Raw genomic sequence first — 23,535 nt, forward strand, 5'->3', positions numbered from 1 at the left:
CGGTAGATACCGTGACGGGCGGCGGCACTAGGGCCTGTTTCATAAGGGCGGTCGAGCCGAGGCGGAGTCCGGGCGGCGGTCCGGGCCCGCCGCAGGCCGGCCGGTCCTTATGGAACAGGCTCTAGGCCGTGTTTCAAGGGTTTTCTGGGGCTGCGGATGAGTTGGGGCTGCGCTTGGAGTCGAGCCACTCGGCGTCGTTCCACAAAACGGGTGTGGCGCCGACGGGCGCGAATCTGATGTGTGGGTCGTTGCTCTGCACCAGGCACATGAGGCGACGGCCGAAGAGAGCGGCGCTGCGGGAGTGGTCAGCCATGATGTCGAGCACGACCTGGGCTGCGCGAGAGCAATGGGCAGCGAAGGCGTCGTAGTCAGTGAAAACCAGAGCAAGGCCGGTTGTGCTCGGTGCCCACCCGTAGTCCTGGCTCACCACGTCGCGCATGCAGTCGTTGAGGGCATCGAGGTTGCGTCCGTAGTAGTCCGGGAAGCTGAGTGCTGCGGCGATGTCGCGGTGGAGATCGTGTTCGGTTCGCCAGTAACCTCCCGGGTGCTGGCCGGCATTCGGGTATCTCGGCGATGCGGCGTATTCAGACCAGCCGGGTGAGCAGGATGCGGCCACCCTCGTACACCCCGCCGTCGACGGCGACGACCCGACCGTCGGCGTACCACAGCGCTTCCCGGACATCCTGCGGCGGCACACCGAAATACTTGGTGAGCGTGCTGTGCCCGTGCACAAGCAGCTCGCCACCGAGCGTGCCCAGCATCGCCGACACCACATCGTCCGGACGCGCCGACTCGGCCTCCCGAAACGCGCTCCGATCGCTCATCCGCCCGCAGAACTTCAGCCAGTCGGAGGTGTCCAAAGAGATCATCGCCGTGGCCACTGCCGCGTTGACGGCACCAATGGTCTGCCCGAACTCCAGGTACCGATCGGTGTCGGAGTGGACGAGTAGGTACCGGTCGACCACCGCGACCGCCGGCAGGCTCATGATCCAGGCGACGTGCTCAGGGGTCAGCCGGCGCAGGTCGTCCTCACGCCCACCGAACCGCGCCCAACCACCTCGAAAGCCGCCGGGCTCATCCCACCCGGGGATCGGGGCGGTGCCGAACCGGTGCGCGGCGAGCAGTTGCACCTCATGGTTGCCCAGGAGTGCGCGCACCTCGCCGCCCGTGATCTCAGCCGACGCGGCAAGTTGTCGAATGTCATCGATGACGCCGACGCCGTCCGGGCCACGATCGACGTAGTCACCCAGTAGCCACAGCCTGGCGTCTCCCCCGGACCACTGCCCCGCGGGGTCGACGAGCCCCTCGTCGAGAAGCGCCGTCCGCAACTCGGACCGGTGACCATGCACGTCGGCGACCACGTACAGCGGGGACTCCGATTTTGACATCGATCAAGCCTACTCGCTGAGCTGTCCGACCCGATGCACGTCGTGGTCAGCGCTCGGCCGCAAGAAGCGGCGCCCCGACCGGGATCGTGGGATCCGGTCGGAGCGCCGCTGATTGTTGCCGGTCGTCGACGTGTTGTCCGCCGTCGAACAATTGTCAGTCGTCGTCGCTGGAGCGGTCGTCATCGTCGTCGTCGGACTGGTCGTCCTTGTCGTCGTCATCGTTGTCGTCGTCACCGTCGTCGTCGACCGGTTCCTGTTCGGCCTTGATCACCGAGCCGTTGTCCCGGTCGACGTCCACCTCGTGCTCGGTGTCACCCGCGACGATCTCGATACTCCACACCGGTCGGCCGTGTTCCTGCTCGGCCTCGACCTCGACGATCCGGCCGCCACCGGTCTTGGCCAGCGCGATCTCACCGGCACGCTTCTCATCGACCGCGCTGCCCGCCGGCGCGGTGCCGGCTGACGGCGTGCCGGCCGACGGGGTGCCGCTCGACGGCGTACCGCTCGACGGGGTGCTGCTCGACGGCGTACCGCTGGCTCCCGGCGTGGCGGTGGCGGTGCTGGCGTCCGTGGCCGTCGGGTCGGCGGTTACCGCGGCGAGTGCCGTGCCGCCCACCCGCGTGTCGTTCGCGGCGTTGACGCCCAGCGCGACGCCGGCCACCGCCAGCACCGCCGACCCGCCTACCGTCGCCAGAAGCAAATTGGTGCGCTTCATCGTGGTGTCCACCTCTCCTCGGTTGTCGACTCTGAGGATCGGTCGGAGCGGGATAGCACCGCGCTGTCGGGACGCTAAGGCCAGGTTAAGCCTGTCAGCCGCGCCGGTTGAGTTCTGCCTCCAGCCGCTGGACGAGCGTCTTGCGGTCCTTGCCGGCGTGCTCGTTACGCAGGGCGGTCCTGAGTTGTCGCGTGTCGAGGCCGCGAACCAGCTTGGCGGCCTCGGCGACCGACATCTCCGACATCCGGCCGGCCGTGGTGGCATCTCGACGCGCTCGTTTGGCCGGCCCGGTGTTGGCGACGTACTGCTTGCCGGATCGGGACGCTTCGCGCTTCTTGGTGTCGGTCGCGCGCTTCTGGCTCTCCGACATCTCGTCCCAGGCCTTCTTGGGCAGGTAACGACTCGTCGTGCCGCCCTTGCGTGCACGGGTGTCGCCCTCTTTCGTCTGCCACTTCTCGTTGCCCCAGCGCTGCAGTGACTTCTGCCGCTCGTCCTTTTCGCCCAGGAATCCCCCGCCGCGCTTTTTGTACTCCTGGGTGACCAGCTGTGACTTGCGCGCCGACCACTGCCCCGGCTTGCCGCCCTTGTCGGAAGCCTTGACTTCTTCCTTGATCTGCTCTCTGAGCTCGGGTTTCGTATACCGCGCCATGACTGGCAGCTACCCGGGGGCGCGGCGCCTATGCATCCCGGGGGCGCGGCGCCTCTGCCTCCCGGGTCGACGTCGGTGGCCCGAGCCGAAGCAGCACCTGTGCCCCGCCGCCCGGGCCGGTCCGCAGCTCCAGGCGACCACCGCCGGCCTGCGCGGCACGCCGGGCGATGTCCAGGCCGAGGCCGGTCGACCCGGCCGCGCTGGCGCCCCGCCGCACCGCCCCGATCGGCATACCCGGCCCTTCGTCGGCAACCGTGAGGATCACCTCCCCCGCGTCTTGAGCGAGCCGGACGGCGAACGGCGTGCCGTCCGGCGTGTGGGCGAAGACGTTGCCGAGCAGGGCGTCCACGGCCGCCGTCAGGTTGTCCGCGGCCACACCGACCGGGATCGGGCCGGCAGCCAGGTCGAGGGTGACGGCCCGGCCCGTGTCCTCGGCCAGCACCGACCAGAACGCGACCCGGTCGGCGACGATCGCCGCCGCGTCCGAGGTGGCCGGCGCCGCCGCCGGTGAGTGGCGCCACCGTGCCTGCCGGATCAGCCCGGTGACCGCCCGTTCGAGGCCGTCCGCGGCTGCGGTGATCCGGGCGGCGTCGTCCGGGTCACGCAACGACTCCGCCTCCAGGCGCAACGCGGTCAGCGGTGTACGCAGCTGGTGCGACAGATCGGCCACCTGCTCGCGTTCCTGGACCAGAAGTACCTGGATCCGGGTAGCGAGATGATTGAGCGCACCAGCCACTTCGCGCAGCTCGGCCGGGCCGGCTGGCGTCACCCGGGCGTCCAGCTCGGCGTTCGCCAGCCGGTGGGAGACGGCGGAGAGGTCACTGATCGGCCGGACCAGGGTGCGCGCCAACCGGTCGGCGACCAGCAGCCCGATCAGCACGAGGATCACGCCGAGCAGCGCCAGCACCAACCAGGCCCGGGTCACCCCGGCGGTCAGCTCGTGCTGGGGCACCACGATCCGGATCACCCCGGTCCCGTCCGCCCGCCCCTGCACGGCGATGACCACCTCCCGGCCGGCCGCCGACTCCCCGGTGAGGCTCTGCCCGCGCGCAGCCAGGGCCACCGCTGGCGTACGGGGTGTCTGCGCCCCGAGCACCGTGCCGTCCGGCAGGAAGACGCTCACCGGTCGTCCGGACTCCGCGGCGAGTTGCTCGACGGTGAGACGGATGGTCGCCGCGTCGGCGGTGCCGACCACCGGCACCAGGCTCTGCGCATCGGCGGTGGCCCGAACGGTGGCCCGGTCCTCGGCGACGGTGCGGACCAGCAGCGCCAACGGCACCAGGAACGCGATGAGGGTGAGCACGCTGACCGCGGCGACCAGCAGCGCGAGCCGTGCCCTCACGGCTGCGCCGCCGGCGCCTCGAGACGCACCCCGACACCGCGCACCGTGTGCAGGTAGCGGGGCTGCTGCGCGCTCTCACCCAACTTGCGCCGCAACCAGGACAGGTGCACGTCGACGGTCTTGTCGGCTCCGCCGTACGGGATCTGCCAGACCTCGGTGAGCAGCTCACGTTTGGTGACCACCTGGCCGGGCCGGCCGGCGAGGTGGTGCAGCAGGTCGAACTCCCGGGGCGTCAGCTCGACCGCCACCCCGTCCAGGGCGACCTGTCGGGCCCTCGGGTCGATCCGTAGCCCACCGACGACGAGCGCCGAATCCTGCGCGTCGGCGCCGGCGGGTCCCCGTCGCAGCACCGCCCGGGCGCGGGCGTCGAGCTGCGCCGCGGTGAACGGCTTGACGACGTAGTCGTCGGCGCCCGCGTCGAGCACCCGCACGATCTCGGCCTCGTCGTCGCGCGCGGTCGCCACGATGACCGGCACCGAGCTGACCGCGCGCAGCATTCGCAGCAGTTCGCGTCCGTCCAGGTCGGGCAGGCCCAGGTCGAGCACCACGAGGTCGGGCCGGTCCTCCAGCGCGTCGCGGAGCCCGGCCATCGCGGTCGAGGCCGCGGCAACCGCATGGCCGCGTTCCCGCAAGGCCCGGATCAGCGGGGTACGGATGGTCAGGTCGTCCTCAATGAGCAGCAGGCGGGCCACCCTGGCAAGGCTAACGGTTTCGCCATCAGGACCACGCGATCTCGCCGTGGCGGTCGACGAAGCGGCCCGATCGGTGTCCCGGCCCTTCGGTCGACGGCTCGATCGACTCCATGTCGCCGATGTGGCGGTATCCCGCCTCGGTGACACCGCCACATCGCCGAAGCGGAGTGGATCAGGACCCGTCGCCCACCGCAGGGGTCGTTAACTCTTCCTTAGGGTCGGGATGTGCCGGCAACAACACTGGATCGGGGATAGTCGAGGCATGAGCCGTCGTTCGATCCTCGTCGCCAGCGGGTGGGTGGCCACCGCCGCCGTGGCAACCCTGATCGGGCTGGGCGCGATCCGGCTGGTGGGCGAGAGCATCACCGGCACACCGGGCGGGGTCCGCAGCGAGGCCGAGATCGAGCGCGCGCTCGCCTCGCCAGACCCGGTGCCCACCGCCAGCACGAGCGCCACACCACCCGGCCCGGGCACGACGAGCGCCGCGCCGCCCGGCCCGGCCACGACAAGCGCCGCGCCGACCGCCAACTCCGGGGTCCGCCGGGGCTTCGCCACCGACGGCGGCACGGCCGTGGCCGAATGCGGCGCCAGCGGCGTACGCCTCGTCTCCTGGGCACCCGCGCAGGGCTACCGGGTCAGGGACGTGGACCGGGGCCCGGATGACGACGTCGAGGTCACGTTCGAGGGTTCGACCCGCGAGTACGAGTTGAAGGTGCGCTGCATCGGCTCGGAGCCGGTAGCAGTCGCCGACGACTGACCGCGGGTCGCCCCCCTACTGCCCCACTGGCTGCTCGCGGTCCGCGGCGCGGCCGAGGGCGACCATGCGCATCGTCTCCTCTCGACGACGGACGAGCAGTGCCCCGGCCAGGAAGGTCACCGGTGGGACGAGCATCAGCATCGCCCACTGCGCCGGCACCAGGGGAATGACGTGTCCCATGTGCATGGTGGAGGTGGACCAACCGGCGAGGGCGTTGTCGATCACCAGGGCGAGCGCCGCGACCGGAAGGAGCATGACGACGATTCGTCGGCGTACCCCGGGGTCGAGCCTGACCAGCGCGACCAGCATGGTCAGCGCGACGGCCGTCAGAACGGCGACGTAGAGCCAGAGGACCAGCTCGCTGCTCGCCTCGATACCGTAGAAGGCCTCGTAGCTGACCGCGCCGACAAGGTTGAACGTGGGGCTGGTCACCCGGTTGATCTCCAACAGCCCGGCCATCACGGCCGGCGCGAGCAGCAACGCCGCCAACCGGCGTACGCCCAGCAGCGCGATTGTCCGGTGACGCGGCACCGGCACGGTCAGCGCGGCGGCCGCCACGACGGCGAGGGCGATCCGCGGCAGGGTGTCCACCACGTACGTGAGATCGTCGCCGGCCTGGGGAGCGACCAGCGCGCCCCAGCCGATCGCGCCAGCCCAGGCCAGACCGGCGGCCAACCAGCGCCACCCGACCAGCACGGCCACGCAGACGCCCGCCCAGCCGGCCACCCGAAGCCAGTCGACGACGTCGGGGCCACCCGGCCCGTACCCCGGTGGCAGGCTCGGGTCCCGGATGAGCTGGTTGAGCAGTGACTTCCCGGCGAGCGCGAGCAGGATGGACGCGACCAACAGGCCCGTCACCGCCGCGGCGTCCGCCCAGGTCGAGCCGGTGAACCCCCGTGCGCCCACCCGCAGCCGAGCCCGCAACCCGGCGCCGACCAGATTCATCGCGTCACCTGCGGCAGGTCGCCGCTGGCCCGGCCGCGCGCCGGCGACGAGCACGGCCAGCATCTCGTCCTCGTACGCCCGGCGGTGCTCCCACGGATAGACGGCCAGCAGGCGTCGGTAGCGCCGTTCCAGATCGTCGCTGCTCACGCTGCGCCTCCATTGCTCAGCAGGCCGCCTCGGCGCAGCCGCACGCGGGCGGCGTCGGCGTTGTGCCGCAGTCGGTCCGCCTCCTCGGCGAGCCGACGCGCGCCGAGCGCGGTGAGTCGGTAGTAGCGGCGCAGTCGCGACTGCACCACCTCCTCGCGCTCGACCTCGATGAGGCCGTCGGCGCGGAGCCGGTCGAGGACGGCGTAGAGGGTGCCGGCGCGGAGGCGCACCCGACCGTCGGAGATGCGCAGCACGTCCTCGATGACGGCGTAACCGTGCTTGGGTGCCTCCGCCAGTGCGGTGAGGACCAGAAACGTCGGTTCCCGAAGTGGACTCTCAGCCATGGCAGGAGCATATACCGATAGCCGGTATATGCAAGGACAGTGAAATGGCTACCCGGTCCGGACCTGAAGATCGCTAGGCTCCTGCCGTGATCCGCACCCTCGTTGTCGCCACGCTGCTGCTGGCTGGTTGCTCTCCTACCGAAGCGCCCACCCCCGCGGCCAGCTCAACCACGCCCTCGGACAAGTCCGCCGCCTCCGCGTGCACCCGCGTGGCGCTCACCATCGAGAAGAACAACCCTCCCGTCGAGGACATGGGCACCGCGATGCGGGCCATCGAATCGACCGACTCCGGTGTGCGGGAGGCCGGGCAGCGGCTCGGACCGATCGCCCAGGAGGCCGGCCGGCTCTGGGTGGAGAACGACCCCACTGTCGACAAGGGGCCGGCCAACCTGCGCCTGGCCGACGCCCGGCAGGGGCTGCTCACCGCGTGCACCAACCTGTTCGGCGCCTACCCGTGGCCGTTCACCAGGCTGCCCTCGCCGACGCCCAGCAGTTGAGCGACCGACGTGGCCGGCACGGCGATCCGTGCCGGCCACGTCAGCGGTGGTGGGTCAACTGGTGTACGCCTCCACCTCCCAGAGCGAGTGCCCGTATCCGGTGCCCCGGGCGGTGCCGTTGATCCGCAGGTAGCGACCGTTGGCACCGAGCGCGGTGTGCTCGTCCACGCCGCCGTCGGCGCCGGTCACCGTCTTGACGGTGCTCCAGGTGGTGCCGTCGTTCGAGGTCTGAATCTGGTACGCGCTGCTGTACGCCGCCTCCCAGCTCAGCTTGACCCGACCAATCGCGGTGGGGGTGCCGAGGTCGACCCGGATCCACTGCGGGTCGGAGAACGTGCTCGACCAGCGGGTGGTGAGACTGCCGTCCACCGCCTTGGCGCCGGCCACGTCGGCCCCCTCGTTGCTGGACGTCGTCGTCGGCTTGTTCAAGAGCAGGTTGGTACCGGGGCCGGTCGGGCCACCGGTGCCGCCGTACACCTCGAACTCGAACAGCGAGTAGCCCCAGGCGGTGCCTCGGGTGGTCCCGAGGAGCCGGACGTACCGGCCGGAGCCGGTGAGCCCGGTCAGGTCGTCCACGCCGCCGTCACCGCCGGTCACCGTACGGATCGTGGTGAAGTTGACCCCGTCCGGCGAGGTCTGGATCTGGTAGCCACTGCCGTACGCCGCCTCCCAGGTCAACTTGACCCGGTTGAGGGAGTACGTGGCCCCGAGGTCCACATCGATCCACTGCGGATCACTGAACGCGCTGCTCCAACGGGTGCCCACCGCGCCGTCGAACGCGTTGGCCGCGCCGTACGCGCCCTCGAGACTGGAAGCTCGGGCGGGCTTGCCCTGGGCCAGGTTCCCGGTGGGCGGGTCCGGATCCGGGCCCGGGCCGCCGGGGCTGGTGGAGAGGGTGAACTCGTCGATGTCGAAGTACGGGCCGGCGCCCTTGAAGACCAGGAACAGGGTCCGGGTGCCGGTCGGGGCGGTGACCCCACCGGTGACCGTGGTGAAGGTGGCGTACCCGCCGGTGGGCACGACGGTGGCCGAGCCGACCAGCGGCCCGGTGGGCGAATCGACCCGTAGCTCCAACGTGCCACCACCGCCGGCCGGGGCGCCGACGCGGGCGCTGAACGACTGGATGCCGGTCAGGTTGTAGGGGTGGAACGAGATCCAGTCGTTGTTGTCGATGTATCCGACCGCGGCGCCGCCGTGCCCGGCCGCGCCGGCGACGATCTGGACGCCGGACGAGTCACCGAAGTGCTCGGCCTGGCGCACCCGCGGCTGCAGGACGGCCTGGGTGTGCGTGGTCAGCGGCGGCTGGCTACCCCCGCCGAGGTCGGTGTATTCCGCGTCGATGATGCCGAAGATGTTCGCCGCGGTGTCGTGCTCGCCGTCGGCCGAGGTCTGGATGACCCCGGTGCAGCCCTGCACGCTGCCGAGCTGGTGGCCGTGCGAGTCGTGCCCGAGCACATAGTTGACCTTCACCCGGGCGCAGTTGATCGCACCGTCCTGGGCGTCGGTGACGGTGACGGAGAACGGCACCGCGTCCCCGAAGTTGAAGGTCTGCCCGTTCAACGGGGTGTTCACGGTGACCACCGGGGCGCTGTTGCCGACCGTGACGACCACGCTCGCGGTGGCTGTCTTGCCGGTGGTGTCCCGGACCGTGAGCGTCGGGCTGCGGGTCCCGTTGGTGGTGTAGGTGAAACTCGGGTTCGCCGCGGTCGAGTCGGTGGTGCCGTTGTTGTCGAAGTCCCAGGCGTAGGTGAACGGGTCCCCGTCCGGGTCGAGGGTGCCGGCCGAGGAGAAGGCCACGGTCAACGGGGCGGTGCCGCTCGTCGGAGTGGCTGAGACAACCGGGCGTGGCGCCCTGCCCGTGCGGGCGTACTCGATGCGGTAGAGCGCCGAGTTGGCGTCGCCGTTGAACCAGCCGGTGCCGTAGTCGAGCACGTAGAGCGCGCCGTCCGGCCCGAACTCCATGTCCATGACCTGGGTGCCGGTCCAGGGGAACGGGTTGATCTTCAAGGGTTGGCCGGCCGAGTCGAGCTTGATGTTCTTGATCCAGCGGCGGCCGAACTCACCGGCGAAGTAGGTCCCGTCGTAGTACTCGGGGAACGCGACGGCGGAGGTGTTGTTCGGGTCGTACCGGTAGACCGGGCCGCCCATCGGTGACAGGCCGCCGCCCGTGAACTCCGGCGGCGATCCGGAGCCGCCGTACGGCAGCCACGCCGAGATGGCCGGCGGCAACTGGGTGATGCCGGTGTTGTTGGGCGAGTTGTTCACCGGCCCGCCCGCACAGTTGAACTTCGGCCCGGACGGGCCGGACGGGAAGGTGTAGTCGTTGTACGCGTCGTTGCGGGCGGTGCAGTACGGCCATCCGTAGAAGCCGGGCCGGTCGATCCGGGCGAACTCGACGTTGCCCGCCGGTCCCCGGTTCGGGTCGGCGGTGCCCGCGTCCGGACCGTAGTCGCCGAGGTAGACGATGCCGGTGGCCTTGTCCACGCTCATCCGGAACGGGTTGCGGAAGCCCATCGCGTAGATCTCCGGACGGGTCCGCGCGGTGCCCGCGGCGAACATGTTGCCGGCCGGAATGGTGTAACCGCCGGCCGCGCTCGGCTTGATCCGGAGCACCTTGCCACGCAGGTCGTTGCTGTTCGCCGAGGTGCGCTGCGCGTCGAAGGCCGGGTTGCGCCCGGCCCGCTCGTCGATCGGCGAGAAGCCGGCGGAGTCGAACGGGTTGGTGTCGTCACCGGTGGACAGGTAGAGGTTGCCCGCCGCGTCGAAGTCCATGTCACCGCCGACATGGCAGCACATGCCCCGGCTGGTCGGCACGTTCAGGATCAGCGTCTCACTGCCGAGGTTGATGGTGTTGTCCGCGTTCACGGTGAACCGGGCCAGCCGGTTGACGCCGTCCCAGACGGCGAACTCTGCCGGGGTGCCGGTGGCCGGGGCACCGCCACCGGGGGTGCTCAGCGGTGGGGCGTAGTACGCGTACACCCAGCGGTTGGTGGCGAAGTTCGGGTCGGCCTTGATGCCCTGCAGGCCCTCCTCGTCTCCGGTGTAGACCGGCAGGGTGGCCGCGATCTTGGTGTTGCCGGCGGCGTCGGTGTGCCGGATCACGCCGTTGCGCGAGGTGTGCAGCACGCCCCGGTCCGGCAGGACGGTGAGGCTCATCGGCTCGCCGGTCTCGGCGGCGCCCTTGGCCAACTCGACCTGCTGGAAGCTGCTGTTGACGGTGCCGCCGCAGTCGGCGCCGACCGCGCCGGACGCGGTCATGATGCCGCCGAGCAGGTGCTGACGGAAGTTCGCCTCGGTGAACGACGCGTCGGTGTGGCCCAGGCCGGTGTACCAGGCCCGGCCGCCGGAGTAGTTCTGGCACCAGGAGATCGGGTGGTCGGCACCCATGCTGCCGCCGGTGTAGGTGGTCTCGTCCAGGGTGGCCAGCACGTGCACGTTGCCCCGGGGGTTGGTGCGGTAGTTGTACAGCTCGTCGAACCGGCTCCACCGCTGCGGCAGCGTCGCGGTGGACGGGTGCACCTGGTCGGCGACCTTGACGGTGACGGTCTGTTCGGCCGGGTGCGAGGCGAAGTACGCCCCGACCAGCCCGCCGTACCAGGGCCAGTCGTACTCGGTGTCGGAGGCGGCGTGGACGCCCACGTACCCGCCGCCGCCCTGGATGTAGCGCTCGAACGCGGCCTGCTGCGCGGCGTTGAGCACGTCGCCGGTGGTGGACAGCCAGATCACCGCGGCGAACCGGTCCAGGTTGGCGTCGGTGAACTGGCCCGCGTCCTCGGTGGCCTCGACGGTGAAGCCGTTGGCGGCGCCGAGTTGCTGGATGGCGGTGATGCCCGGTGTGATGGATCCGTGCCGGAAGCCGGCGGTCTTGCTGAAGACCAGCACGGTGAACGGGGCGGCGCTGGCCGTGGGTGGCACGGCGACGATGCCGCCCGCCACGAGGATCGCGCTCAGCGCGACGCCGAGCCACGATCTCAGGGATCTGCGCACGGTAGTCCTTTCGCGGTGCGAGGACGGCGTGCGCCGATCACGCCTGGCGGTGGTGGCACGAAACATGCGAATGCATCGTTGCGTTCTTGCCTCGGGCGCGTCAAGCACTCTCCCAGCTTTCGTGAGAGCGCTATCTCCGCAGGTGGGGCGACTGCGCGCAGGGAGATCGAATAACGGTTTTCGGGCGGCGAACCACGTGGAGGGCCCCGGCGCGCGGATGGCGTCAGCGGGGCCCTCCAAACGGTCGACCGCCCTCGCTCAGCGCGAGTAGTACTCGACGACGAGCTGCTCTTCACACAGGACCGGGACCTCCGACCGCAGCGGGAGCCGGGTCAGTCGAGCGGTCAGTCCGGGCAGACTGACCTCCAGATAGGGGGCGAGACGCTCCGGGGCGTGCGCCCCCGCAGCCGCGGCGAGGAACGGGGCCTTGCCCCGGCTGCGCTCCGCCACGGCGATGACGTCCCCGGGCTGCAACCGCGCCGAGGGTCGGTCCAGCCGACGGCCGTTGACCGTGACGTGCTGGTGGGTGACGACCTGGCGGGCCTGGTAGATGGTGCGGGCGAAACCAGCCCGCAGCACCAGCGCGTCGAGCCGGCTCTCCAACTCGACGATCAGCTCTTCACCGGTCTTGCCCGGACGGCGCACGGCCCGGTCGAACGCGCGCCGCAACTGCCCCTCGTGCAGGTCGTACTGCGCCTTGAGGCGCTGCTTCTCCAACAGCCGCACCTTGTAGTCGCTGGTGGTGCGTCGGGCCCGGCCGTGCTGCCCCGGCGGGAACGGGCGGCGCTCGAAGTAGCGCACACATTTCGGGGTCAGCGCGATGCCCAGAGCACGGGACCGCTTGACCTTGGGACGGGTCTGATTCATCCTTCACCTCTCAAGTAAGGTAAGGCTAACCTTATTAGGAGATGATCGCCTTGAGCAACCCCTCGACCAGCGCGTTGGACTCCGCCGACGACGCGAGCGTCCGGCTCCGATCGATGCTCGTCGCCGCCGATTCCCTCACGTTGCACATCGCCGGCGTCGAGGCGTACGTCCTCGGACGGCACGCCGTGGCGGACGACGGACGACTGCGGATCGCACTACCGGCCGACGGCCGTCTGACGCACCACCTCGCGCACGAGCAGGAGGCCGTCGCGCTGGTCGAGGTGACCGACCTGGCGCCCACCCCGGTACGCAACCGGGTTCGCGGGCGCGGCAGATTCACCGGGTGGCTGGTGACGCAGGCCACCACGAACGGGGGCGATGAGGATCTGCTGGCAGTCCTCGACCTCGCCACCGCCGAGTTGACCGTCGACGGCCGTACCACCTGCATCGACCCGGACGCATTCGCGGCAGCCGATCCCGACCCCCTGGCCGCCGCCGAAGCCGAGATGTTGTGCCACCTCGATCACCACCACCCGGACACCGTCGAACGCCTGTGCCGGCTGATACCCGCTCGCCACCTGCAGGGCGTCCAGCAGGTCCGGCCGGTACGCCTGGACCGGCACGGTCTCGTGCTCAGGCTGGAGCTGAGCAGGGGCGATCGGGACGTCCGGCTGGGGTTCCGCTCGCCGCTGCGCCATCCAGATCAACTCGGCGTCCAGATCGAGGCACTGCTGCGGGAATCTCGACGCTGCCGATCCCGACGCGCCTACTGATGGTCGGCGCCAATCGTGCGATTAGGCAAGGCTTTCCTACCCAAAATATCCCCGAAAGGGGCGGCTGATAGGGAGTTGTCCGGTCGAAGCTGGGTATGACGATGGCCCGGCACCACCGACGGAAGCGAGATCGCCATGACTGACATGCTGGAGATGCCGCGGGTCCACGAGTGCACGGTCACCGACTGCGGCTACAACCACGACGGCTGCCACGCGTTCGCCATCACCATCGGGCAGCAGAACGCCAGCTGCGCCACATTCATCGACACCTCGGCGAAGGGCGGTCTCGACCGCGTCATCGCCCAGGTCGGGGCCTGCAAGCGCGCCGACTGCCAACACAACGCCGAGTTGGAATGCCACGCACCGTCCATTCGGGTGGGCCCGGGGCAGGACATCGCCGACTGCCAGACGTATCAGCCGCGCTGATTCGCACTCCGCGAGCACCGATGGGGGCGGCCGCCACGGCAGCCCCCATCACGCGTACGGAAACCGTCGCCCAGCCTCAGGCAGGCACGACCATCGGCGTGCCCGCGATCGGGTCGGGTACGACCAGGCAATTGAGACCGAACACCTGCTCCACGAGTTCGCCGGTGACCACGTCGACCGGGGCGCCCTCGGCGACGATCGCGCCGCCGGACATCGCGATGAGGTGGTCGCAGTACCGGCAGGCGAGGTTGAGGTCGTGCATGACGATGACGATGGTCTTGCCGGACTCCGCGTTCAGCTTCCGCAGCAGCCGCAGCAGCTCGACCTGATGGTTGATGTCGAGGTAGGTGGTGGGTTCGTCGAGGAGCAGCAGGTCGGTGTCCTGGGCCAGGGCCATGGCGACCCAGACGCGCTGACGTTGGCCGCCGGACAGTTCCCGGATCGGACGGTCGATCAGGTCGGCGGTGCCGGTGGAGTCGAGGGCCCGGGCGACGGCGTCGTGGTCGTCGGCGGTCCAGCGCCGGAACCAGCCCTGGTGGGGGTAGCGACCGCGGGAGACGAGGTCGGCGACCGTGATGCCGTCGGGCGCGACGGGGGTCTGCGGGAGGAGCCCGAGCACCTTGGCCACGTCGATGTTCCGCAGGTCGGCGAGCGACCTGCCGTCGAGCAGGACGGTCCCGTCGCGCGGCGCGAGCAGTCGGGCCAGACCGCGTAGCAGGGTGGACTTGCCGCAGGCGTTGGCGCCGACGATCGCGGTGACCTTGCCGTCGAGCACGGCGACGTCGAGGTGGTCGACGATGGTCCGGTCGTCGTAGCCGAGAGTCAGCCCCTCGGCGCGTAGTCGGGTCATCCGCCCGCTCCTTGTCGGTTGGTGGTGACCAGAAGCCACATCAGGTAGGGGGCACCGACCGCGCCGGTCACCACACCGGTGGGCAGTGGTGTGGGCAGCAGGTGCGCAGCGACGAGGTCGGCGGTGAGCAGCAGCGCGGCGCCCACCAGCGCGGCGGGGAGGATGCCCCGGGCGGCTGGGCCGAGGAGCCGGTTGGCGATCGGCCCGGCGACGAGGGCGACGAAGGCGATCGGACCCGCCACGGCCACGGCCAGCGCGACCAGCACGACGGCGGTTCCGAGGAGCCCGGCGCGGCTGAGTTCGACCCGGGTGCCCAGCATGCGGGCGGCGTCGTCGCCGAGTTCAAGGGTGCCCAGTGGTCGTTGGAGCAGCACGGCGACCGGCAGCAGGACGACCAGGGCGCCGGCGAGCACACGCAACTCGGTGGTGCTGGCCTGTCCGACCGAACCGACCAGCCAGTGCATGGCCTGACGGGCCTCGAACAGTTGCGCCCGGCTGAGCACATATCCGATCAGGCCCTGGAAGAAGACCGTCACCGCGATGCCGATGAGGATGAAGCGGTAGCCACTGAGGCCGTCGCGCCAGGCAAGCAGGTACATCGCCAGGGCGGCGACGATCGCACCGCCGAGGGCGAGCCCGCTGATGACGAGCCCGCCGGCTTCGAGCAGCACGATGCCGGTGACCGCCGCCAGCCCGGCCCCCGAGGTGATGCCGACGAAATCCGGGGACGCGAGTGGGTTGCGCAGCAGCTGTTGGAAGATCGCCCCGGAGGCGCCGAGTGCGAGCCCGACGGCCAGGGCGGCGGCTGCGGTCGGCAGCCGCAGGCCACGGACGACGAAGTCGACGCTGGGATTGTCGGACAGGTGCAGCACCGAGGCGATGACCTCCCCGGCGCCGATGCGGAAGCTGCCCACCATCATGGTGAGCACGAAGAGGGCAAAAACCGCCCCGGTGAGGGCGCAGGTCACCACGATGGACCGGCCGGCACGACGCCTCCGGTTGGCGCGCACCGCCCTCACCGTGGCAGATGGATCGGGGCGCACGTCGGTCGTGGCTGTGGTCGTGGTCGTCATCTGCTCACACCTCCGACAGCCGGCCGTAGCGCACGATGGCGATGAACGCGGGCGCGCCGATCAACCCGAGGACCACACCGACCTGGAGCTCGTCGGGGGCGGCCACCACGCGGCCGAGCACGTCGGCGAGCAGCAGGACGATGGGTGCCAGCAGCATCGAGTACGGCAGGATCCACCGGTAGTCGGGGCCGCAGATGAACCGCGCCAGGTGCGGCACGACGAGCCCGACGAAGACGATCGGCCCGCACGCGGCGGTCGCCGCGCCGGCGAGGACCGCGACCACGGCGAAGGCGACCGCGCGGGTACGGGTCACGTGCTGGCCAAGGCCACGCGCGACGTCCTCGCCGAGCGAGAGGTTGTTGATGGCACGCCCCAGGCCCAGAGACGCGGCGAGGCCGATCAGCAGGAACGGCGCGACCCCGGTCAGGATCGGGGCGTACCGGCCGGCGAGTGACCCGACCTGCCAGAACCGCAGCTCGTTGAGGGCGTCCACGTTCGTCATCACGATCCCGTCGGTGACCGAGACGAGGCCGGCGGTGACAGCCGCCCCCGCGAGGGCCAGCTTGACCGGGGTGGCGCCCTCCCGGCCGATGGACGCGATCGCGTACACCAGCGCGAGCGCCGCGATCGCGCCGGCGAACGCGAACCAGACGTAGACACCGACGCCGCGTACACCGAGCACGGTGATGGCGAAGACCACGAACGCGGCGGCACCGGAGTTGATGCCCAGGATCCCCGCGTCCGCCAGAGGGTTGCGGGTGACGCCCTGCAGGATCGCCCCGGCCACACCGAGCGCCGCGCCGACCAAAATGCCGAGCAGAGTGCGGGGTACGCGCATCTCCAGCGTGACCGTGCTGCTGATCGGTCCGTCGCTGTCGAGGCTAAACAGGGCGTGCAGCACCTCGGACAACCCGATCGAGCGCGAGCCCATGGTCACGCTGAGGAAACCGACGAGGGCGAGGAGCACGCAGAGGACCGCGAGCCCCGGCCCGAGGGCAGAGGCTCGCCGAACGCCCCCCGTCGAGGCGCGCGTCCCGATCTGGCTAGTTGCCGACATTCGGATCCGCGGCCTTGACCGCCTCGGTCAGCTTGCCCAGCTCGTTGGCGAAGTCACCGTACGTGTGCAGCCAGAACGCCGGCCACGAGACGGTGGCGCCAGCCTTGGCAGCCTTGATCTTGAACCAGGTGGGCTGCTTCGTACCCCACTCGGCGTTGGCGGTGGGCGTGAAGGAGCGGCCGTCCCACAGGATCAGGTCCGGCTGGTACTTGTCCGCGTTCTCCCAGCTGAGGTTCTCCCAGTACGGGAAGGCCGGGTCCGGGCTGGCCGGGTTGATGACCTTCAGGCCCCAGGTCTGCAGGTCCAGCAGCTCGGGCGCGTACTCGGGGTTCGCCACGTAGACCTTCTCCGTGGCGGGCGACATCGCCGCGACCGTCAGGTCCGGCTTGCCCGAGGTTGCCGCCTTGAACGCGGACACCGCCTCCTCGAAGCGCTTCTTGTTCGCGGCGATCTGCGGGCTGTCGACATCGGCGCCGAGGCTCTCGGCGAGATCCTCGTACCCCTCGGCCAGCGCGACGATCGACTTGCCCTGCGCGATTCCGACGACGGGGGCCAACTCGGCGAGCTTCTTGCTCTTCTCGTCGACGCCCTCCTCCATGCCGCTGTGCGCCTTCTCGGCCGGCCACCAGTCGCCGACGATCAGGTCCGGGCGCAGGGCCGCGGCCTTCTCCACGTCGATCTTGCCCCACTCCTCGCCGAGGATCTCGATCCCGGTGAGGTCGAGGTTCTTGAGGTTGGGGTCGGTCTTGACCGACTCGTCGGCGTAGACGCCGACCGGCTTGATGCCGAAGGACAGGAGCGCCGCGGCCTCGCCGGCATGCGCGATGATCCGCGTGGGTGTCTTGTCCGCCTTGACGACCTGACCCGATCCGTCGTTGAACGACCAGGGGCCAGAGGACGCGGCGGCGGTGTCACCGGCACCAGTGTCGTCGCCACATGCGGTGAGCCCGCCGAGGGCGGCGCTGAGCGCCGCCACGGCCAGGACCGGACGCCATTTCTGCATGCTGAAGTTCCCGATCTATCGAAAAGGCGAGCCACCCGGGCTCGGAGTTAGGTTAGGCTAACCATCATTTCGGTTTTTGGCCAATGCCGGTGCCCCGGCACCTCGGAAGATGGTCGGCAGCCGCTGTGCCAGCAGGCGCCGTCAGCTCTCAGCGACCGCCCGCGACCAACTCGGCGATCATCCCCTCGCAGCTACGGACGACGACCTGGGCCCCGCGCCGCTGCGCCAGTGGAAGCAGAGGGTCCTCCGCCCGGTCCCGCCATCGCCACTGCGCGTCAGCGGCGACTTCCCAGAGCCGCTGCACGGTCGCCTCGTGCCCGACACCGAGCCGGGCGGCGAGGCCGACCCCGCTACCCCCGACGAGCCGCTGCGCCTCGGCGGCCGACTCGGCGTCGAAACCGAGCCGGGCGTTGCGCAGCGCCACCAGCAGGCGTAGCTCCCGAAACTCGTGGGCACCGGCGAGGATCCGCTCGATCGCGCCGACCAGCTCCTCGGAACCCCGGGTGGGCTCGGCTCGCAGCAGCGTCTCCACCGCGGCCAGCGCCGACCGGGCCTTCAGCGCGTCGCTGCGATCGATGAAACAGCGTGTCACCGACTCACGCAACTCGGTGAGACCGCTGCGCCGAATGAGCTCGGCAGAGAGTTTCACCCGGCTGTCGAAACCACTGCGCACCAGGGTGGCCGCCAACCGAACGCCGAACACACCGAGCCGATCCAGCAGCGCGGCGCGCGTGTCGGTCTCCAGCCGTACCGGCAGCTCACCACGGAGGAAACGGTCGGCGGAGATCAGGTGGACGTCCAGCTCCGCCCTGGGCACCTGGGCCAGGGACGCGAGCGCGGCGAAGTCCGACTCACCGAGCATCCGGCCCGCCAGGCCGATCATCCCACTGCACGCCACGACGTTCACGCTGAGCGCGCTCACCCGCGGATCGCGGTAGTGCCGGCGGGCGAGCTGGCGGGCAGTGAGCAGGCCGTCGATCCGGCCTCCGCCGGTCTCGTCCGCCCGGGACAACACCATGATCACGTTGACCGGCGCGGCCTGCCCGACGGCGCTGTCCCGGCCGGACTCCAGCAGCCGCAGATCACTGTCGCGAGCATCGCGGGTCAGATACAACACCGCGTCCGAGTCCCGCAGCACCCGCTCCAACACCGGCACGCGCCCCTGCTCCACAGTGCCGGTGACCGCCGGGGTGTCGATCAGCGTGACCTGCCGCAGCGCCCGCGTCGGCCACTGCACCACGATGTCGCGGACGTCGCCCGCGCCCCAGCCGAGATCCACCCGCAGCCCGGTCGCCGACTTGACCACCGTCAACTCCTGCGGAGGCTGACCGGCCGGGTACGCGGTGGCCCGCGGCGCAGCGCCGTCCTCGTACCAGGTGAACACGCCGTCCGCCCTCTCGACCGGCGCGACCTCCTCGCCCATCAGCGCGTTGAGGATCGTCGACTTTCCAGACCGCCAGGGGCCGGCGACCGCGATCCGCAGCGGTTGCTCCAACCGGGCGACCTGATGCCGCAACTGCCCGACGACCCGCGGATCGGCCTGGTAGAGATCGATGGCCTGATGCAGCAGACCCCAGGCCGCCTCGTCCAGGCGCAGCCCCACGGTCATGCCTGCGGCTCCAACCGCAGCGGTGCCGAACGGGCGCCGGTCAACTGCTGCGCCTGCTCGTAGAGCGCAGCCAACCGGGTCATCCTCAGCCGGATCTCGCGCTGCCGCTGCTCGCGCAGCGAGGCATCGGTGTCGGCCTCCTGCTTGGCGCTTCGGAACGACTGGACGATCGCCTCCTGGAGTTCCTCGGTCAGCCCAGTGAAGTGGTCGCGCAGCATCCGCTGCACCTGCCGGGCGGCGTCCCGGCAGTCACGGATCATCCGGACGAAGAAGTCGTCGACGTGCCGTTGGATGGCCGTCTTGACGGTCGCCTGTCGGCGGCGGAGCAACTGCTTGCTCTCGTCGCGGATGCTCTTGCCGCCGAAGAGCGCCCCGATGCCGACCGAGACCGGGTTGATCATCGGCATTCCGGCCAATGTGGTCGCCAGACCAAACATCAGCATCCCGCCGTAGGAGCCCTTCATGCCGGTGAACAGCTTCTGGCCGGTGGTGAACCGGTCGATCGTCGGCCGTTGCAGCTCCGGCAGTCGCTCGCCGATGTCGTCCGGCATCGTCATCGACCAGGGCGGCAGCACGTCGTAGCCGTACCGGTCGAAGTTGGCGGCCACCCGGCGGGCGATCCAGTCGCAGCGCTGGATCAGCCACTCGTGGTTGGCCTCGGCGGCCTCCACCAGGCTCCGCTCCAGCCAATCCTCGAAGGTGTCCCAGGCGACCAGGGGATCGGCGGTGTCGAACGCCTCGTCCACCGTGCGGAGGATCTGTCGGGTCCGGTCCCGAAGGTCGTACTCGATGTCGGAGAGCAGGTCGGCGATCTCGTCGCTGAGAATGTTCTGCCACCGGGTGGAGCAGCGGCGCAGCTCGTCGACCTCGCGCTGCGCCGCGTGCAGCCGCGAGATCGGCCCGGACTGCTCCTCGGCCTCCTGGGTGGCCAGCTCGGCACGCAGCGGCGCGGCCAACTGCTCCACCACCGTCCGCGCCACCGTCTGCACCGACGCCCGAGCCAGTTGGTCGGCCTTGCCGGCCAGGTCCCGCTGCAGTCGGGCGATCAGCACGGGAAAACCGGACTCGGCGTTGAGGCCCCGGTCGTCGGCCGCCGCGGCGCGCAGCCGCAGCGCCGCCGACACCGGGATCAGCGCCGCGGGGACGCCGGCCTCGGCCAGGTGTTGACGATTGCGCTCGGCGACCGTCCGCCAGTCCGCCACCAGATCGGTCTTGCTCTGCACCACCACCACGTTCGGGTGCGACCGCATGACGTGCAGCAGCATGTTCAGCTCGGCAACCGACAGTTCCCGGGTGGAGTCGGTGACCAGCAGCACGGTGTCGGCCCGGGCGGGAGCAGCGACCGAGGCCGCGCCGCCGATACCGGTGACCTCGTCGGTGCCGGGAGTGTCCACCAGCACCAGCCCGGCGCCGAGCAGGGCGCGGGGAACCCCGATCTCGACGTACGCCGGGCCGCCCCCCGGCCGCCGCCCGATCATGCCGGCCACGCTCTCCGCGACCTGGTTGAGCGCCACCGGGGTCCGCTCGACGGTTGCCGCGACCGCAGTGCCGGCCGGACGACCGGGGGCCGGTGGCGAAGCCTGAGCCACCGCGACGGACGGGACCTCGGCATGCTGCACCACGGTCGGTAGGACGGTCGTTCGGCCGTCGCCGACCGGGCAGGCCGGCGCGTTGATGATCGCGTTGATCAGCTGACTCTTGCCCTGGTTCGGCTCACCGATGACCAGGACACGCAGCGTCGGGTCCAGCAGTTGGGCACGTTTCTGCCGGACCGTCTGGAGCAGGTCACCACGACCGTGTGCACTGCACGTGCGGGCGATGTCGTCCAGCACGTCCAACCAGATCCCGGCCATCACCGCACCAAGTGTGCTGATTTCGGCTCAATTAGCAAGAGGGACCGGATGTGGAACCGGAGAGGGCCGGATCGCCCGAGACGATCCGACCCTCCGCTCCGACCGGAAATTCCCGTCAGAGCAGACCGCCGGTGATGCCGAGCAGGCCGTGATCGGACGAGGCGTCCGAGTCACCCAGCACGCCGTCGGTGACGCCGCCGGTCACATCACCGACCGTGCCGGTGACACCGGGGAGGAGACCGTCCACCTGGTGCGTCACACCACCCACCACCGACGGCACGTCGAGCGGCGGGACGACTCCGCCGACAACGCCACCGTCATGCCCCAGGCCCAACCCGCCCAGGGTGTCGTCGACACCGAGGGAGCCGACGATGCCGTTGACCTGACCGTGGGCGCCGGAGAGGAGGCCGCCGGTCAGGTCGCCACCGACCAGACCCGGGTCGGTGCCGCCCAGCAGGCCGGTCGAGTCGCCGACCAGGCCGGTGGCGTCCCCGAGCACCGGGTCCGCGATCGCGTCCACCGGCTGCACCACGTCGGCGTCGAGGGTGTGCGCCACGTCGGAGACACCGGTCAGGTCGGTGTCGAGACCGTACGGACCGACACCCAGGCCGATCCCCGGCAGCACGGTGACCCCCGCGGCAGCCGCCGACGGGTCGACCGCGATGGCACCGAGCACGCCGGCCTTGACGTCCACCCCGTAGGGAGAACTCGTGACACTGATCTGCTGCGCCACGCTCTGCAACTGGCCCACCACGTCGGTGGTGTCGGTGACCAGCGGGTCCAGCCCGAGCTGCCCCACCGGCGCCAACGCCGCGAGGCCCTGCCCCGGCGCGTAGTCGACGACCAACGGCACGACGTCCTGCACGTCGGCCGCGGTGATGTCGGTCAGCCCCGCCGATCGCAGCGCACCCTCGGGGTCGAGGTCGAAGGCCGACCGGGCGTCGGGGTTCGTCAGCAGGTCGAGCACGAAGTCGTGGAGGGTCTGTTGCGAGTCCATGTGCCGGTTCTCCTCGGATCTGGCGTCGGCGAGTGTCGTACGTCGACAGTGACGCTATTGCCGGGCACGTCCCCGGGCATCGGGGCTCAGCCCGCATCCGGGCCGGTTGAACTAGGGGCACCGCCACCTCGTACGTTAGGGGGACAGGGGGAAACCGTACCGGCGAGATTAGGGTCCCGACCAGGGACTGATCTCTGGTACGAACGTAGGAGCCCGCGGGGTTCGCCGGGGGTGGGTCGTCGGGCAGCACCGACGCCATCGCCACCAACCGGCCGATCCACGGGGAGAGAAGAGACGATGCCGTACGTCCTGGGGATAGACATCGGAAGCACCAACACGGCTGCCGCGGTCGCGCGGCGGCACGGCACGACCTGGACGCGTCCCGAGGCCGTTCCGCTGCACGTCGACTCGACTCTCGTACCGTCGGTGCTGTGCCTGTCGGAGGACGGCTCGCTGCACGTGGGCGAGCCGGTGACCGACGACGGCAGCCGCACCACGCGGGACTTCGTCCACCGGATCGGTGACGACGTGCCCCTGCTACTCGGCGGCGAAGCATGCGCGCCGCAGACGCTGACCGCGGAGCTGGCGGCGTGGGTGGTGGATCGGGTCCACGCCCTGGAGGGCGGTCCCGCCGAGGCGATCGTGCTCAGCCACCCGGCCGGGTGGCGCCCCTACCGGCGAGAGGTGCTGCACCGGGCGTTGGCGGGCTTCGGGTTGCGTCACGTGACGCTGCTGCCCCGCACGGTCACGGTGGCGGAGAGCCACGCGGCCCGGGGGTTCGCGGGCAGCACGGCCGTCGTCTACGCCCTGGGGGGCAACAGCTTCGAGGCGGCCCTGGTGCGTCGAACCCCGCGCGGCACGTACGAGACGTTCGGCACTCCCCAGGGTCTCGACTCGATTGGCGGCGCCGACTTCGACGAGGCGCTGGCCGCGCATGCGCGTACGACGCTGGCCCGGGAGTTGGCCACCACCGCCCGCCGCGGCACCCAGGCCGCGTTGCGCGGGCTACGCGCGGAGTGTGACCGGGTCAAGCGGGTGCTGACCGTCGACCTGACAGCCGACGTGGTGCTTACCCTGCCGAGCGGTCCGGCCCGGATACCGGTGACCCGGGCGCAGTTCGAGCAGATGATCCGCCCGACGGTGCAGGCCACCGTCGACCTCCTGCTGCGGGCCGTGCAGAGTGCCAACCTGGCGCCGGCACAGCTCGACGGCGTCCTGCTGGCGGGCGGCTCGACCCGCGTACCGCTCGTCACCGAGCTGATCAGCGCGGCGCTCCCGGTGCCCGTCGAGGTGGAACCGGACTCGCAACTGACTGCCGCCACCGGGGCGGCGATGGCCGCCTGCCAGGTGGTGTCGCCGCGCCCTCGCCCGTCGGCGCCGGCCCGCGAACCGGCGCCGGTGAGCGGTGCGGGGCGCGCCACCGTTCCGGCACCGCGCCGCCCGCACCACGACACCACCGTCCCGGGTGATCCGCCACCGCGGCCACCGGTCCGGGTCCTCCCACTGGAACTGCCGAAGCCGTCCCGCCTGGTGCTGGCCCGCAGCCGGGGACGCGAAGGATGAC

The 23,535-nt window shown here is 70.6% G+C and carries 22 protein-coding genes; 5 read left to right on the forward strand and 17 right to left on the reverse strand.

Annotated features, from left to right (window positions below):
- Positions 1 to 133: 133 nt before the first annotated feature.
- From HNR20_RS02185 to HNR20_RS02210, 6 genes are all read right to left on the reverse strand, one after another.
- Positions 134 to 616 (reverse strand): barstar family protein, encoded by a 483-nt coding sequence (locus HNR20_RS02185; protein WP_229687487.1) that lies wholly within the window; start codon positions 614 to 616, stop codon positions 134 to 136.
- Complete coding sequence (locus HNR20_RS02190) at positions 585 to 1,388, reverse strand: metallophosphoesterase (RefSeq protein ID WP_184175990.1); 804 nt, start codon at positions 1,386 to 1,388, stop codon at positions 585 to 587. The genes HNR20_RS02185 and HNR20_RS02190 overlap by 32 nt, the downstream gene beginning before the upstream one ends.
- Positions 1,389 to 1,542: 154 nt before the next feature.
- Positions 1,543 to 2,103 carry a PepSY domain-containing protein gene (locus HNR20_RS02195; protein WP_184175992.1) on the reverse strand — a complete coding sequence of 187 codons (561 nt, stop codon included), beginning with the start codon at positions 2,101 to 2,103 and terminating at the stop codon, positions 1,543 to 1,545.
- Between the two features lie 94 nt (positions 2,104 to 2,197).
- Positions 2,198 to 2,752, reverse strand: coding sequence for a DUF5872 domain-containing protein (locus HNR20_RS02200; RefSeq protein WP_184175994.1), 555 nt, complete (start codon positions 2,750 to 2,752; stop codon positions 2,198 to 2,200).
- 28 nt (positions 2,753 to 2,780) lie between these two features.
- Positions 2,781 to 4,094, reverse strand: coding sequence for a sensor histidine kinase (locus tag HNR20_RS02205; protein WP_184175996.1), 1,314 nt, complete (start codon positions 4,092 to 4,094; stop codon positions 2,781 to 2,783).
- Positions 4,091 to 4,786 carry a response regulator transcription factor gene (locus HNR20_RS02210; protein ID WP_184175998.1) on the reverse strand — a complete coding sequence of 232 codons (696 nt, stop codon included), beginning with the start codon at positions 4,784 to 4,786 and terminating at the stop codon, positions 4,091 to 4,093. Before HNR20_RS02210 ends, HNR20_RS02205 begins: the two co-directional genes overlap by 4 nt.
- 262 nt (positions 4,787 to 5,048) lie before the next feature.
- Here HNR20_RS02210 and HNR20_RS02215 point away from each other — a divergent pair, with 262 nt between their 5' ends.
- Complete coding sequence (locus HNR20_RS02215) at positions 5,049 to 5,543, forward strand: septum formation initiator (protein ID WP_184176000.1); 495 nt, start codon at positions 5,049 to 5,051, stop codon at positions 5,541 to 5,543.
- A gap of 15 nt (positions 5,544 to 5,558) precedes the next feature.
- Here the strand turns inward: HNR20_RS02215 and HNR20_RS02220 are convergent, their stop codons facing one another.
- Both HNR20_RS02220 and HNR20_RS02225 read right to left on the reverse strand, forming a co-directional pair.
- Positions 5,559 to 6,635: a hypothetical protein gene (locus HNR20_RS02220; protein ID WP_184176002.1), complete on the reverse strand. Its 1,077-nt coding sequence runs from the start codon at positions 6,633 to 6,635 to the stop codon at positions 5,559 to 5,561.
- Complete coding sequence (locus tag HNR20_RS02225) at positions 6,632 to 6,979, reverse strand: PadR family transcriptional regulator (protein WP_184176004.1); 348 nt, start codon at positions 6,977 to 6,979, stop codon at positions 6,632 to 6,634. Before HNR20_RS02225 ends, HNR20_RS02220 begins: the two co-directional genes overlap by 4 nt.
- Positions 6,980 to 7,065: 86 nt before the next feature.
- On the opposite strand from HNR20_RS02225, the gene HNR20_RS02230 reads away from it, so the two are divergent.
- Entirely contained in the window at positions 7,066 to 7,476 is a 411-nt protein-coding gene (locus tag HNR20_RS02230; RefSeq protein ID WP_184176006.1) for a hypothetical protein, read from the forward strand.
- A 54-nt stretch (positions 7,477 to 7,530) separates the two neighbouring features.
- Here HNR20_RS02230 and HNR20_RS02235 read toward each other — a convergent pair whose 3' ends face one another.
- Positions 7,531 to 11,463, reverse strand: a complete 3,933-nt coding sequence (locus HNR20_RS02235) for a ThuA domain-containing protein (protein WP_184176008.1) — start codon at positions 11,461 to 11,463, stop codon at positions 7,531 to 7,533.
- Between the two features lie 258 nt (positions 11,464 to 11,721).
- Complete coding sequence (gene rpsD / locus HNR20_RS02240; RefSeq protein ID WP_184176016.1) at positions 11,722 to 12,330, reverse strand: 30S ribosomal protein S4; 609 nt, start codon at positions 12,328 to 12,330, stop codon at positions 11,722 to 11,724.
- A gap of 41 nt (positions 12,331 to 12,371) precedes the next feature.
- Between rpsD and HNR20_RS02245 the strand changes: the two genes are divergently transcribed.
- Positions 12,372 to 13,103, forward strand: a complete 732-nt coding sequence (locus HNR20_RS02245; RefSeq protein WP_184176018.1) for a DUF2470 domain-containing protein — start codon at positions 12,372 to 12,374, stop codon at positions 13,101 to 13,103.
- A gap of 135 nt (positions 13,104 to 13,238) precedes the next feature.
- Complete coding sequence (locus HNR20_RS02250; protein WP_030330445.1) at positions 13,239 to 13,529, forward strand: DUF1540 domain-containing protein; 291 nt, start codon at positions 13,239 to 13,241, stop codon at positions 13,527 to 13,529.
- Positions 13,530 to 13,605: 76 nt separating this feature from the next.
- Here the strand turns inward: HNR20_RS02250 and HNR20_RS02255 are convergent, their stop codons facing one another.
- The 7 genes from HNR20_RS02255 to HNR20_RS02285 form a co-directional block, all read right to left on the reverse strand.
- Complete coding sequence (locus tag HNR20_RS02255) at positions 13,606 to 14,379, reverse strand: ABC transporter ATP-binding protein (protein ID WP_184176020.1); 774 nt, start codon at positions 14,377 to 14,379, stop codon at positions 13,606 to 13,608.
- A complete protein-coding gene (locus HNR20_RS02260; protein ID WP_184176022.1) occupies positions 14,376 to 15,452 on the reverse strand; it encodes a FecCD family ABC transporter permease in 1,077 nt (358 codons plus the stop codon). Before HNR20_RS02260 ends, HNR20_RS02255 begins: the two co-directional genes overlap by 4 nt.
- Positions 15,453 to 15,456: 4 nt before the next feature.
- Complete coding sequence (locus HNR20_RS02265) at positions 15,457 to 16,419, reverse strand: FecCD family ABC transporter permease (protein ID WP_229687488.1); 963 nt, start codon at positions 16,417 to 16,419, stop codon at positions 15,457 to 15,459.
- A gap of 76 nt (positions 16,420 to 16,495) precedes the next feature.
- Positions 16,496 to 17,512 (reverse strand): ABC transporter substrate-binding protein, encoded by a 1,017-nt coding sequence (locus tag HNR20_RS02270; RefSeq protein ID WP_184176026.1) that lies wholly within the window; start codon positions 17,510 to 17,512, stop codon positions 16,496 to 16,498.
- 148 nt (positions 17,513 to 17,660) lie between these two features.
- A complete protein-coding gene (locus HNR20_RS02275) occupies positions 17,661 to 19,121 on the reverse strand; it encodes a dynamin family protein (RefSeq protein WP_184176028.1) in 1,461 nt (486 codons plus the stop codon).
- Positions 19,118 to 20,974, reverse strand: coding sequence for a dynamin family protein (locus HNR20_RS02280; RefSeq protein ID WP_184187835.1), 1,857 nt, complete (start codon positions 20,972 to 20,974; stop codon positions 19,118 to 19,120). The genes HNR20_RS02275 and HNR20_RS02280 overlap by 4 nt, the downstream gene beginning before the upstream one ends.
- Before the next feature lie 115 nt (positions 20,975 to 21,089).
- On the reverse strand, positions 21,090 to 21,971 hold the full coding sequence (locus tag HNR20_RS02285) for an IniB N-terminal domain-containing protein (RefSeq protein ID WP_184176030.1): 882 nt from the start codon (positions 21,969 to 21,971) through the stop codon (positions 21,090 to 21,092).
- Positions 21,972 to 22,268: 297 nt separating this feature from the next.
- On the opposite strand from HNR20_RS02285, the gene HNR20_RS02290 reads away from it, so the two are divergent.
- A complete protein-coding gene (locus HNR20_RS02290) occupies positions 22,269 to 23,534 on the forward strand; it encodes an Hsp70 family protein (RefSeq protein WP_184176032.1) in 1,266 nt (421 codons plus the stop codon).
- Position 23,535 lies beyond the last annotated feature (1 nt).

The sequence above is a fragment of the Micromonospora parathelypteridis genome (assembly GCF_014201145.1).
GTDB classification, from domain to species: Bacteria; Actinomycetota; Actinomycetes; order Mycobacteriales; family Micromonosporaceae; genus Micromonospora; species Micromonospora parathelypteridis.

What these genes read in the sequence shown, in the direction of transcription:
- rpsD (WP_184176016.1), bottom strand. Translation starts at nt 12,330, where the DNA reads ATGAATCAGACCCGTCCCAAGGTCAAGCGGTCCCGTGCTCTGGGCATC.
- HNR20_RS02290 (WP_184176032.1), top strand. Translation starts at nt 22,269, where the DNA reads ATGCCGTACGTCCTGGGGATAGACATCGGAAGCACCAACACGGCTGCC.
- HNR20_RS02225 (WP_184176004.1), bottom strand. Translation starts at nt 6,979, where the DNA reads ATGGCTGAGAGTCCACTTCGGGAACCGACGTTTCTGGTCCTCACCGCA.
- HNR20_RS02280 (WP_184187835.1), bottom strand. Translation starts at nt 20,974, where the DNA reads ATGGCCGGGATCTGGTTGGACGTGCTGGACGACATCGCCCGCACGTGC.
- HNR20_RS02200 (WP_184175994.1), bottom strand. Translation starts at nt 2,752, where the DNA reads ATGGCGCGGTATACGAAACCCGAGCTCAGAGAGCAGATCAAGGAAGAA.
- HNR20_RS02260 (WP_184176022.1), bottom strand. Translation starts at nt 15,452, where the DNA reads ATGACGACCACGACCACAGCCACGACCGACGTGCGCCCCGATCCATCT.
- HNR20_RS02215 (WP_184176000.1), top strand. Translation starts at nt 5,049, where the DNA reads ATGAGCCGTCGTTCGATCCTCGTCGCCAGCGGGTGGGTGGCCACCGCC.
- HNR20_RS02250 (WP_030330445.1), top strand. Translation starts at nt 13,239, where the DNA reads ATGACTGACATGCTGGAGATGCCGCGGGTCCACGAGTGCACGGTCACC.
- HNR20_RS02245 (WP_184176018.1), top strand. Translation starts at nt 12,372, where the DNA reads ATGATCGCCTTGAGCAACCCCTCGACCAGCGCGTTGGACTCCGCCGAC.
- HNR20_RS02285 (WP_184176030.1), bottom strand. Translation starts at nt 21,971, where the DNA reads ATGGACTCGCAACAGACCCTCCACGACTTCGTGCTCGACCTGCTGACG.
- HNR20_RS02270 (WP_184176026.1), bottom strand. Translation starts at nt 17,512, where the DNA reads ATGCAGAAATGGCGTCCGGTCCTGGCCGTGGCGGCGCTCAGCGCCGCC.
- HNR20_RS02190 (WP_184175990.1), bottom strand. Translation starts at nt 1,388, where the DNA reads ATGTCAAAATCGGAGTCCCCGCTGTACGTGGTCGCCGACGTGCATGGT.
- HNR20_RS02255 (WP_184176020.1), bottom strand. Translation starts at nt 14,379, where the DNA reads ATGACCCGACTACGCGCCGAGGGGCTGACTCTCGGCTACGACGACCGG.
- HNR20_RS02195 (WP_184175992.1), bottom strand. Translation starts at nt 2,103, where the DNA reads ATGAAGCGCACCAATTTGCTTCTGGCGACGGTAGGCGGGTCGGCGGTG.
- HNR20_RS02275 (WP_184176028.1), bottom strand. Translation starts at nt 19,121, where the DNA reads ATGACCGTGGGGCTGCGCCTGGACGAGGCGGCCTGGGGTCTGCTGCAT.